The sequence below is a fragment of the Cupriavidus basilensis genome (assembly GCF_029335485.1).
Classification (GTDB): domain Bacteria; phylum Pseudomonadota; class Gammaproteobacteria; order Burkholderiales; family Burkholderiaceae; genus Cupriavidus; species Cupriavidus basilensis_E.
The window spans coordinates 1-10,217 of record NZ_JARJLM010000393.1 but is presented as its reverse complement, the minus strand read 5'-3'; the positions used below and the strand labels follow the sequence as shown (position 1 = coordinate 10,217).

Annotated in this window: 10 protein-coding genes; 5 read left to right on the top strand and 5 right to left on the bottom strand. The window is 56.2% G+C overall.

Translation table 11 applies throughout. The features are described from left to right. The first annotated feature begins 568 nt into the window (after window positions 1-568). The gene (locus tag P3W85_RS23595; RefSeq protein WP_276266564.1) at window positions 569-1,078 is read left to right on the top strand and encodes a hypothetical protein; all 510 of its coding nucleotides are present in this window, start codon (window positions 569-571) and stop codon (window positions 1,076-1,078) included. Window positions 1,079-1,118: 40 nt separating this feature from the next. Here the strand turns inward: P3W85_RS23595 and P3W85_RS23590 are convergent, their stop codons facing one another. Continuing rightward, window positions 1,119-1,373, bottom strand: a complete 255-nt coding sequence (locus P3W85_RS23590) for a helix-turn-helix domain-containing protein (RefSeq protein ID WP_276266563.1) — start codon at window positions 1,371-1,373, stop codon at window positions 1,119-1,121. 124 nt (window positions 1,374-1,497) lie between these two features. On the opposite strand from P3W85_RS23590, the gene P3W85_RS23585 reads away from it, so the two are divergent. Together P3W85_RS23585 and P3W85_RS23580 are read left to right on the top strand one after the other, a co-directional pair. After that, window positions 1,498-2,184 (top strand): hypothetical protein, encoded by a 687-nt coding sequence (locus tag P3W85_RS23585; protein ID WP_276266562.1) that lies wholly within the window; start codon window positions 1,498-1,500, stop codon window positions 2,182-2,184. Window positions 2,185-2,230: 46 nt separating this feature from the next. Next, the gene (locus tag P3W85_RS23580) at window positions 2,231-2,914 is read left to right on the top strand and encodes a hypothetical protein (RefSeq protein WP_276266561.1); all 684 of its coding nucleotides are present in this window, start codon (window positions 2,231-2,233) and stop codon (window positions 2,912-2,914) included. A 126-nt stretch (window positions 2,915-3,040) separates the two neighbouring features. Here P3W85_RS23580 and P3W85_RS23575 read toward each other — a convergent pair whose 3' ends face one another. Further along, window positions 3,041-3,352, bottom strand: coding sequence for a hypothetical protein (locus P3W85_RS23575; RefSeq protein ID WP_276266560.1), 312 nt, complete (start codon window positions 3,350-3,352; stop codon window positions 3,041-3,043). A gap of 261 nt (window positions 3,353-3,613) precedes the next feature. Between P3W85_RS23575 and P3W85_RS23570 the strand changes: the two genes are divergently transcribed. Beyond that, window positions 3,614-4,861, top strand: a complete 1,248-nt coding sequence (locus tag P3W85_RS23570; protein ID WP_276266559.1) for a serine hydrolase domain-containing protein — start codon at window positions 3,614-3,616, stop codon at window positions 4,859-4,861. Between the two features lie 414 nt (window positions 4,862-5,275). Here P3W85_RS23570 and P3W85_RS23565 read toward each other — a convergent pair whose 3' ends face one another. After that, window positions 5,276-5,905, bottom strand: a complete 630-nt coding sequence (locus tag P3W85_RS23565; protein WP_276266558.1) for a hypothetical protein — start codon at window positions 5,903-5,905, stop codon at window positions 5,276-5,278. Window positions 5,906-7,311: 1,406 nt separating this feature from the next. On the opposite strand from P3W85_RS23565, the gene P3W85_RS23560 reads away from it, so the two are divergent. Then, window positions 7,312-8,283 (top strand): site-specific integrase, encoded by a 972-nt coding sequence (locus P3W85_RS23560; RefSeq protein ID WP_276266557.1) that lies wholly within the window; start codon window positions 7,312-7,314, stop codon window positions 8,281-8,283. Between the two features lie 71 nt (window positions 8,284-8,354). Here the strand turns inward: P3W85_RS23560 and P3W85_RS23555 are convergent, their stop codons facing one another. Together P3W85_RS23555 and P3W85_RS23550 are read right to left on the bottom strand one after the other, a co-directional pair. After that, complete coding sequence (locus P3W85_RS23555; RefSeq protein ID WP_276266556.1) at window positions 8,355-9,008, bottom strand: MAE_28990/MAE_18760 family HEPN-like nuclease; 654 nt, start codon at window positions 9,006-9,008, stop codon at window positions 8,355-8,357. A 2-nt stretch (window positions 9,009-9,010) separates the two neighbouring features. Continuing rightward, a partial coding sequence (locus P3W85_RS23550; RefSeq protein WP_276266555.1) for a DUF262 domain-containing protein occupies window positions 9,011-10,217 on the bottom strand: 1,207 nt, incomplete at its 5' end.

Below are 10,217 nucleotides of genomic sequence, written 5' to 3'. Positions count from 1 at the left end.
TCAGGCTGGTTTCGGCGCGCTCAGCATGCGCTCCACGTAGCGCGCGATTATATCGAAACGGCCGGGACAGCCTTAGCTGGTAAGGGCTCCGCAGCAAGGCAAGCGAGGTATACCGTCAAAAATACCGTCATGCGTCGCATGCTGCGGCTGCGAGCCGTCAGTAGGCAGCGATAGACAGTTGCTCCGAAAAAAAAGTTTGTCCCCAAGCGTGCGTTTCCATCTTGGCCATCACTGACGAACCCGCGCACTAGATTCAGTCCGATGGGAGGAGAGAGAGGACAGCCATCGGTCGATCCAGGGGCCCGTTTTTTTTCTGGCGCATATGGCCAAAGTTTTTTTGTGGTTGATTGGTCACTAAAGCCGATGCTACGCTGCTGAATCGACCGAATTCAGTTAGCCGTAGCGCCATTCGGTCGTCACTCGCGCCGCAGTGCCCGCCTGAGCGAATCAGCAGAACCAGCTTGCTGGAGTTCGTCTCCCATTTTTCCCCAGACCAACGACAATCCGTCCGATGCCGCCAGGCAGGCGTTGCTGCGCACTTCGTTTTTGCATTTTCGAGGAGTGCCCCATGGCCACCATTCCGACATCCGTCGCGAGCACAACGACTAGCTTCCAACCTGCATATCAGCGCGTGCAGCAGCAAGGGGATTTTGACTGTGCCTTTGCCTGCATTGCCATGATTACTGGCAAGACACTGGACGAGATTCGTCAGCTTGCCATCGACAAATTCGACCACCCTGCTCACGGGCCGTACTGGATTACGGAACACTTGATTACGGCGTTGCTGGCCCACCACAGATGGGTGGCGACCGTCTACAAAGAGGCTACGAGTACCGCTGACTTGCCGGATCTGGCGATAGCCATGGTGGACTATGACCCCGACACGGAGATTGGCCGGCACACGCTCTTCCACCGAGCCAAGGCCAGCCATGACCCCAAGATCGTTATTGAGTACATGGTCGACCCTGCTGGATGGATAGAGCAGAGCATGCACATCCGCACGGACTTCGACGCATGCCACCCATCCTGGTTTATCGGGGTTCACCCCATGAGCAAGCCGGCGAAGGACGGGAAATGATTACCCTGCCGTGGCCGCCATCAGGAGACCATGAATGAGGTTATTGGCCGCCTGAGTCAGGTTCCTCGGGACGGGCGACCAAATGGCTCATTGGTACGTGCAAGGCGAATGCGATCCTCTCGATGTTGCAGATCGAGATGTTGCGTTCGCCGCGTTCCACAGAACTGATGTAGTTCACGTGCAGGTCGGCGGCTTCCGCGACCTTTTCTTGCGTCAGCTCTTTCGCTTTGCGAATGCGCCGCATATTGGCGGCGAACAGCAGCTGCGCTCCACACTTTTGCGTTGGGTTTCCCATGGTGGAAGTCTTTCCGACCAGAGTGCTCAGCACCACACACTTTGAGTTTGGTTTGTGGTAGCGTTTCGAGGTTGTACCAAACGTAAAGTATGTTTTTCATTCTTTGACGACAACAATGACATCCATGATTCAACTTCAGACGGACGAAAAAATCCTCTTCGAGGGCGACGCCTCCCTCCTCAAGAGCGCGCTTAGCATCGTGCAAGGAAGCGCGGTGGGAACGAACCAGCGTTTTGTCTTCCACGGCGACAAACGGGGAACGATCACGCTGAGCCAAGCCGACATCAGCTCGGCTCGGGAGGTCAAGCACGGCCTCGGAACCAAATGGGCGGTTCAGACGCAGACTGGTGAGACGTATCAGTTCCTCGCGGCCAATGCCGCCGCCCTGCGTCAAGTCATGCTGACGCTGACCGGGCAAGAGGCCAGCGCCCAAGCCGCGCACAAAGAGCCGGAGCTTTCGGCGGTGCGGAACTGGACTGCTTGGCTGGCGGCTTTTGGGCCAACGCTGGCGGGATTTATCGCGGTCCTGCTCATGCTCATTGCCGGCGGCTTACCAACCACTTGGAGTCTGTTGGGCTTGATCAAGCTATGGGTGTTCAAGCTGGCGGTGATCTATACCTTCCTGCGCATTGATTACCTGAAGCTGCAAGCCCAAGGCTACAACCTCCAAAAGATTGGGGTACCAGCGCCCACGAACATCTTCACGTACCTGTTCAGGCGGGCCAAGGCATTCGGCCACGGCAAGGCTTACGCCGTCGTCTGGTGCGCGAGTTTTGCCGAACAAGTCTATTCGTTGCTGTCCGTGCTCTGATGCGCAAGACCATCAACTATCGGCAGACGCTGATCGGGAGAACCAGATGCCAACCTTAATCACCACGACTGCCAAGCGAGTTGGGGCAGTCGCCGTATTCGCCTCCATTGCTGGCCTATCAGCGTGCTCGTCCAGGCCCGAAACGGCCGACATACAGAAGGAACTGGCCGTTGCCTACCAGTGCTCAATTCTTGAGCTCTCTGACATAAAGAAGACAGATGGCGCAGAAGCCAATGGAAAGGGATACGACGTCGCGTTCTCGCACACCGTTTCCATCAAGGGTGGAAAGGAGGCCGCCGCCATTCTGTTCGCTAAGTGGTCCGCGCTCGCAGCGCTAGTGCAGGAGATACAAATAGCATACGAGCAAGCTTCCCTGGAGGCGGGTAGACACTTCCAGACCGGCAACTCTGGGGTTGTTTCGGGTAGCGCGGTTGCGAACGATCCTGACGTCCGGGAGGCGGCGGCACTGCGGCAAAAGTTCAAAGCCGAACTAAAGCGCATCCAACCTTGTGAAAATATTACGGCAGTGTCGCAGCTTCAATTCATGCGCATCGCGGCAGATGAGGCGGCCAAATCTGGCCAGAAGCAGATCCCTGTTCCAATTGCCATCAAAGTGCGTGGACACGGGCGCATGGTGAAAACCGAGAGCGGCTGGCACTTCACCGATATACCCGATTTCCAAATGGAGCAGATTGTCACCAGCGATCCAGTGACTTATCCTCGCTTCTAACTTGAGATAGAGACGCTGTCGCTGCTGGATGAGATGCGGCGTCAAGTCGGGGGAGACTAGCCATCTTATTGGAGGCTTCCTGCCGAGGTCGTCGCTGGGCCGGCCGCGATACCGGTCCGGCCATACTTACCGCTTCGCCATTGCGGTCCACACTTTGTCGAGAAGCTCCTTACTGACCGGAGGCTTGACACGCTTTCGATATTTTCCTAGGTCGCACTGCCACTTGGTCGCCGGCGGCAGGATGGACTGGAGAATCGGCAGCGCCTCGTCGCGCGTTCTCTCTATGAATTTGCCTTGAACCAGAATGGTCTTGTTGTGATATACGCTGATCCTTATGCCGCAGCCCAGATGAATCTGGTGACCTCGGTCAATCTCTATGACCCGGTAGATGAAGAAGTCATATCTTTTGAGCCGGTCGAGTAGTGTGTGGATGTTCATGTCTTGGTCCTCATTGTTGAGCGAATGCGCGTGTGCGCTGTGGACCTTTACAGCGTGCAATCTCCTCGCGGCGATGGGGCGGCATCTCGGCCGGCTGGACGTTCCCAAGCCGGCGACTAGCAGGCTTAAAGATGCTCCCCGCCAAAGTAGCGGGAATCTTGCCGCTGGCTCGCTGTTATCCTTCGGACTGTAGAAGTACCTTCCCATCGATAGCGAAAGACTCTGCCGAGTCGTCACATTCCTGACAATCACGAAAAAGCCATGAAACGCTCACAACGACTCGTGCTGGCTCTGCTTCTGACTGGAATCGCTAGCTCAGCTAGCGCGGCCCCTGATGAAGACAAGTTGGGCAAAGCGCAGGGCTACCCGATTGGCACCCTCAACAACTACTTTTTCGATGAATCCGTTCGGGTGGGTTCATTTTCATCCCAGGGAGAGATCCCACGGATCAAGGTCAACGCACTCGCCCCGAGCGACTCGCCGATGGCATTGTCCCGTAGCGACAGCGAACCGTCGATCCGCTGGGATGTGGATCACCTCAAGCGGCTGACAGTGGATGACTACCTGGCCCGCCAGCGCATCATGGGTCTGCTGATCATCAAGGACGGCGTAATTCAGGTGGAGCGGTATCAGTACGACCGCAAGCCATCGCATCGCTTCCTGTCCAACTCGATGGCGAAGTCGATTACCTCCTTAGCAGTCGGCATTGCGCTCCATGAGGGGAAGATCGCCTCGTTAGATGATCCCGCGGAACGCTATGCGCCCAAGCTGGCGGGCACACTGTATGGCGGCACCACGATCCGTAACCTGTTGCGTATGGCCTCGGGGGCACGGTTCACGGAGAACTATGACGGCAAGGATGATCTCGCGCGCTTTGGCTTGGTAGCCGCGCGTGATGGCGTGGAGGCCGCGGCGAACCTCATTACGGAGCGCGATGCGCCGCAAGGGGCGAGATTCTCATATGGCAGCGCCCAGACGGACATGCTCGCGGTTGTCCTGCGAGGGGCCACCGGCATGACGCTTAGCGAATACTTGACACCGTGCCTATGGCAGCCCATCGGCGCGGAAACATCGGCACTATGGCGTGTTGATGGCACGGGACTTGAGATCGCAGCAGGAAATTTCAACGCCACGCTGCGGGATTACGGCCGCTTGGGCATTGTCTTGGCCAATGACGGCGTGCGGCCTGACGACCCTCAACACAAGCAAATCATCTCTCGGGATTACCTTCTGGATGCGACGGATTGGCACCGTTTCCCGGAGGCGTTCCAGCCGGGTAAGGCGACCCCCTATTATGGCTATGGGTATCAGTTCTGGGTCTTCCCCGGCGAGAAACGGCGCTTTGCCTTCCTCGGCGTCTATGGGCAGATGATTCTGATCGACCCGGAACTGAAACTCGTAATGGTGCAGACGGCAGCCAATGCGACGGCCAAGCCTGGCCAAACGACCTTAGCCAAGGACGCTGATGCGTTTTGGCGAGCCATCGTGCGACACTATGGCAGTTGGTAGAACGCCACACCCCGTGCCGCGTTGAACACGCTGGGTGATCCGCGTCCCCTTGGCCGTGAGCGGCTGGCGATGGCAACGACATTGGACGACCCAAATCGGACTGTCAATATCGCGGAAGTGTCCGTTCGACTCACTCAAAGCAGGGGGCGCCCTCCTGCTTTGCCGCCCATTCATAGTGCTGGACCGGTTGATCGGCGGCCGATCCCACTTGCTGCCTCCAGTGATCCTCTGCGGCCCGAATGTCGACATCCTCGCGCGCCGGCGCATCTGGTGCCTATAACTCGAACCTCGCCAACTGGGAGGCTTTCTCCAGCCGCATTCTGACGTCCGTTTCGGCCTAGAAGCGGACGTCCCGAGAGCCACAACAGATAATATTTTACGGCCCTTGAGTTGTCGCGCGGCGCTCAAGCCTGATTAATTCTGAACAGACTCGAGGGTTCCGTTCTTGAAGTAGAGGTACCCACCGTCGTACACCCATTGCTCTCTCGTGCCCTGAGCAGTATGAGTGCTGTTCACCGCGCGAGGCTTTCCCCAACTCGAGCGCAGGGCCTGCTCCCTTGTCATCCCGATGCTGACCCCCTCTTTTCTGGCCGCAACCTTCGGATCAACGCTAGTAAAATTGTTGAAGAGATCGGTAGGGCGCGCCGACGCGCTTGCACGCTGGACCTGGAAGGCGGGCACCATAGCAACAACGCTGTCATCAAACTGCACATACAACCAGTAGGCAGTATTGCCTCGCTCAATGCCATCAGTGTCAACACGAACAACTTTGACCCGCTCAATCTTGGTTACCTCAAACGATGGCTTACGCTTCGGACTTAGGGTTTCGGCTGTCTGCAAGAAGGTCGTGGTGTTGCTCCCCGTGGTCGGGTGGACCCAGTAGTATTTGCCGATCTGCTTATTCGCCCATAACTTCTCCGTCGCCTTCCACTTTTCGGTGTTTTGGGGAGGAGAGGCGGGGGTACCGGACGCCGCCACTGTGCCCGGTATTGCGGAAAAGAGAAGAAGAAACGCAAAAGTAAACGTCGACAACGACACTCGCATCGAAAGCTCCATTACCGGCACTAGGCCAGGCGGTCTCGGCCATGACGGCCCACACACTGTTAACGGCTCTGCTGGGGCCATTCTTTAGGTTAGTCAGCATCTGCCGTGAACTCAGTTTGGGACCTCTCAGCCGAATTGGAATGGTTAGGCATGCGCCGCAGACTGGCGGCTATGACGGACGAGCAACCATTGGGGTCCACACAGCGAATGTCTTTTCCTGGCAGCCGGGAGCGAACATAGTGCAGATCCCTAACAATGTCGCCTGAGCGTAGTGCTGCACTGCGTAGCCATCAACGCCATCGCCCCAATCCTCGGTCGACTTCGGTAAATGGCCGGATTGATCACAATTGCCAAAGTTGCATGGCGCTTGCGCTGACACAAGCCCCGGCGTAGCCTGTCGAAATGGCACATTTCGCGCCATGCCGCGACCTACCGTCGTTGCCACAACTCGTGATTGCTCATTCAAAAGCCAAGGCTCCCCGCCTTGGCTTTTGTGCATTCTGGAGTCTGCGATGACGGGGCGGCTCACTGTCGGAAGATCCAAGAATGCCCGTTACAAACTGTCAGGCTACAGCCGGCGCTCAGTCGGACTCTAGCGGCGCCATGTCGCCACCATTGTTCCCCCTCGGGGAGGTTGTTGCCACGCGAGCTGTATTTGCTCACCTGGCACACCACGGCGTCAATGCCGCACCGTTCCTCGCACGCCATGTCCATGGCGACTGGGGCCTCGTGCCTGCCGAGGATGCGCAGGCGAACCGATTCGCTGTCGAGCAAGGGCTTCGCATCTTGTCGGCCTACGAAGTGGCTGGAGAAAGAATATGGATCATCACAGAGGCTGACCGGAGTGTGACAACACTACTAATGCCGCGGGAGTACTGAACCATGGCCTTGTAACCTTTGAGTGCGTTTTCCCCGTTGTCGACAAGGGCCACCAAGCGGCCGAGGCATGACCTTTTCTTGGCGCTACCGTCGCTCCCCGTTGCTCCGTCAGGCGTGATCGACTATGTGAGTGCTGACCCGGAGGCGCTCGTTCGTATTGCCGTGTGCACCGAGGCGGCTATGCAGACTGTTCACTTGGGCTTGTCGGCAGTCGGAATGCTCTTCGCGCATGCGGCGACTCAAATTAGAGTAAGCGACATTTCTGGGGGACCCGTCGCGGCGGTCGGATGGCTAATGGCCGATCTCGGTGAATTCATCCCCCTCGCGCAGGAACTGTCCGCGACATGCCGGAAGCACACGGCGGACTACAGCCCGCCAAATAGCTCACGTTGCTCAACTTCCTACACGGGCTCGGATACTGCGGCATAGCGCCAGTACCTTCGCCCCTTTCTCACGCGGCAACCTCGCCGCGCTTTTTCGGTAGCCAAGCTAACGAAAAGGCTCACTTCACACTACTCAAAAAAGCCATGAAAAACGACACCAAACTCGGTGGGGCGACGCTCGCCCATGCTCAGCCCACACCAGGTCAGTCAAACGGTGCTACACGCCGCCAAAGCCTGTCGGTCGATGGGTACGTGGCGGCGGCCCGCTCGGCTGCGACCCAGCGCGGCTATGCTGCTGATGTGCGACACTTCCAAAGCAAGGGAGGCAGGATTCCGGCGGCGCCGCAGCAGCTGGCTGCCTACATCGCCGAGCTGGCAGCAACTTTGGCCGTTGCAACCATAGAGCGGCGGCTGATTGCCATCCACCGAGCGCATGTCGACAAGGGGCTGGACTCCCCGGCGCGGGATGCCCTGGTGAAACAAACCATGGCGGGGGTACGGCGGACACTGGGAACACGACAGCGCCAAGCCAAGGCCCTCGTCAAGGATGACTTACTGGAAATGCTAGTGATGGTGGATAAGCGCAAGCCGATGCAGGCAGCGCGCGACCGCGCACTGCTCCTGGTGGGCTTCGCCGGAGCATTTCGGCGCTCCGAACTGGTGGCCATCCGCTGTGAGGACATCACCGAACATGCCAACGGGCTGGAAGTCCTGATTCGGCGCTCGAAGACGGACCAGGCTGGCGCGGGGCGCACCGTGTTCATTCCGCACGCGAGAGGCACGCGATGTCCTGTCAAGGCACTGTGGCAGTGGCTGGAATTGGCTGAGATTACCTCAGGCTGGGTATTCCGCGCCGTGAGCCGGCACGACAAGGTCGGCTGCACAGCCTTGTCTGCGCAGTCGGTCGCGCTGATCGTGAAGGTGGCAGCCAAGAGGGCCGGCGGTGATCCGACTGTCGTCTCTGGGCACAGCTTGCGGGCGGGATACGTCACGACTGCCGCCGAGGCCGGTTTACAGCCTCACCAGATCAAGGAGCAAACGGGGCACCGGTCAGACGCCATGCTAGCCCGCTATATCCGGCCGGTGGCGAATCGGAAGACTCCTAGCTTGCTCTGAGAATGGAGGCTAATTGGATAGATGGTAGAAGACAACATGCACTGGTAGAGGGCCCCCCGCTCGCCTCAATATCAAGCTAACGGGCTGCGCTCAAACAGCCGCCGAGCCGCAGCATTTTCTACGGCGCTCTTAAATCCTAGCAACAAAGCCTCGACCTGGGAAAATATTTCCGACGCAAATTCGCTGGTAATCTCCGTCCGCTCACCATGAGCAATCTCATTCCGAGTTTTCAATAAATTTCTATCAATAAACTGCTTTTTCATAGAGAATACGTCATCAAGCGGGATTCCTAGGGCCGTGGCCAATTTGTGCAGAACCTCACTTGACAGATTCGACTCTGTGTCAACCGAATCCTTAAATGGTATTCGACTTACCTCCGATCCGTTTAATCGAAGAAAATCAATTAATTGAATATACGGTAATGGTGATTTTGACTGACCCGACTCCCTAAGCGCACGCATGCATGCAAGCGCCACAAAGTTTGTTGCCAGTTGATCGAAGGGCAGCTTCTTTCTGGAAACATATTCCACATAGGTTAGGCAAACGTTTTTTACGAAGCCCTCCCAATGGGAATAAGCAAGCAAAACACCCGCTCTACAGACATGAGGTAGGAGCGAAGATCTTCCGTTAGCAACTGCCCCACTAAAGTTGTGCATTTCTCGGCGTCGCCAAGCCAACTCTGAATCAATGCTGGCAACCAAATCGTCCAGTGTCCGAATCTTCATTGTTATGCCGCCAGGTGCTCTCGGCCTAGTGCGACAGTTTCCGCTAATCGAGTTGAAGCCCTTCGCCCTGTGCTGGAAATGCGATCCCCGTACGTGGTCCAAATATGCACATATCGTTCGGCAAGAAGATCTGCCGTAGGGGCGCGACCGAGCTCTAAATTGTATGCATATCCCAACGCGAAAATTTCGAACGCAGCCAACAAAAATGGGCCAAGATTGCGATTCTGATTGGGATCAAATCGGCGAAAAACGTCTTCACTTTTTAGGACTTGGAGAGCACTGAATGTGCCTCTAAAAATCTCCAGTTCACGCTCCCAGTTAAAGGTCGTTGATTTAACAAGAGCCAACATACCGTCCGTCAAAACAGAATGTAGATCGCGCTTCTGCGCCAACGCATGAATTTCCATATTCCGCAGAACCATAAACCGAGCAATCAACTCAAGGTCGTATTGCTCTGATAATTGTTTCTCGGTCAATGGAGTACAGGCTTTAAATTCTGGAAACTCCTCCAGCTTCTGGAATTGCTCAAAGAAATCGCGATTTGCCATAAGCAGCATGCAGTTTCTCACTTCCTGCTCCGTGGCAACCGATCCTCCTGTGTTCAATCTGTCGAAAAGTTCGAATTTGCTATCCGGATCGCTTTTTGATAGCACAATTTTGATATCAAGCCGTGCTCGACGGATACGCAACTTCACCTCAGCAGGCAATTCCTTTTCTGGCTGATCCGCAGACGCATTCCAAACTTTACCCTCCAACTGTGGTAAGTATCGGGTTGCCAATAACGCTAGCGGAGTTTCAACCGTTCCGTCTCTTTTCTGAAGTTCACCGACCAACTGAAGAATCGTTGACACACGCTGAAGACCGTCAACCAAATCCCATTTAGAGCCTTCATTTTGTGCAACAAATAGTGGCGGTACTGGAAGTCCGAGAAGCAATGACTCGATGAAACGAGATTTTTGGAAGTCGGACCATCGAAAGAACCGTTGGAAATCTGGATGAATATCGACTTCGCCGTCCTTGTAAAGTGAAATGAATTCGCCAACGGACATTGAGTAACTGTCCGTTGCGATTTGCTTACTTGCATCCTGAATCTCTTGTTCCAAAGACATGGTCGCCCGCCGCTCTGTGGCTCGAAAGTGTTGCATAGATTTTACAGCTTCTTGGCGCGCGACAGTGGTCCTGGTCGAGTTTGTTGGATTCCACGCCCTC

Coding starts and splice junctions, on each gene's coding strand:
- P3W85_RS23590 (WP_276266563.1), bottom strand. CDS start 1,373: ATGGGAAACCCAACGCAAAAGTGTGGAGCGCAGCTGCTGTTCGCCGCC.
- P3W85_RS23575 (WP_276266560.1), bottom strand. CDS start 3,352: ATGAACATCCACACACTACTCGACCGGCTCAAAAGATATGACTTCTTC.
- P3W85_RS23560 (WP_276266557.1), top strand. CDS start 7,312: ATGAAAAACGACACCAAACTCGGTGGGGCGACGCTCGCCCATGCTCAG.
- P3W85_RS23580 (WP_276266561.1), top strand. CDS start 2,231: ATGCCAACCTTAATCACCACGACTGCCAAGCGAGTTGGGGCAGTCGCC.
- P3W85_RS23585 (WP_276266562.1), top strand. CDS start 1,498: ATGATTCAACTTCAGACGGACGAAAAAATCCTCTTCGAGGGCGACGCC.
- P3W85_RS23565 (WP_276266558.1), bottom strand. CDS start 5,905: ATGCGAGTGTCGTTGTCGACGTTTACTTTTGCGTTTCTTCTTCTCTTT.
- P3W85_RS23555 (WP_276266556.1), bottom strand. CDS start 9,008: ATGAAGATTCGGACACTGGACGATTTGGTTGCCAGCATTGATTCAGAG.
- P3W85_RS23595 (WP_276266564.1), top strand. CDS start 569: ATGGCCACCATTCCGACATCCGTCGCGAGCACAACGACTAGCTTCCAA.
- P3W85_RS23570 (WP_276266559.1), top strand. CDS start 3,614: ATGAAACGCTCACAACGACTCGTGCTGGCTCTGCTTCTGACTGGAATC.